Source organism: Erwinia sp. B116 (assembly GCF_002865965.1).
Classification (GTDB): Bacteria; Pseudomonadota; Gammaproteobacteria; order Enterobacterales; family Enterobacteriaceae; genus Erwinia.
Map to the genome: position 1 here is coordinate 1 of NZ_JRZZ01000145.1, position 284 is coordinate 284.

The following is a 284-nucleotide window of genomic DNA, read 5'->3' on the forward strand; positions in this document are numbered from 1 at the left end:
AAAAATACTGCAATTATGGCAATTAATCGCTTAACCTCTATGGGAGATGAGGGGCGTGTTTTTGGATCTGAAGGAAAGGACTATATGAATACGAAAAGAGATAAAATTCAGGAATGGCAACGTTTGCCATCTGATGTTATCGACGAGACAGGTCAGCAATCAGTAATACATCGCTATGGGCAGCAGAGAAAAGTAACACAAACTTTCCTTGAAGGTGATGATGCCTGGGCTGTTACAGGTAAGTCGTGGCACTGGCAACCGGTTATCGCTGATGATGTCTATGA

Annotated in this window: 1 pseudogene; it reads left to right on the forward strand. The window is 42.6% G+C overall.

Going from position 1 to position 284, the window contains the following annotated elements:
- A pseudogene (locus NV64_RS23595) lies at positions 1 to 284 on the forward strand (hypothetical protein); the annotation flags it as partial.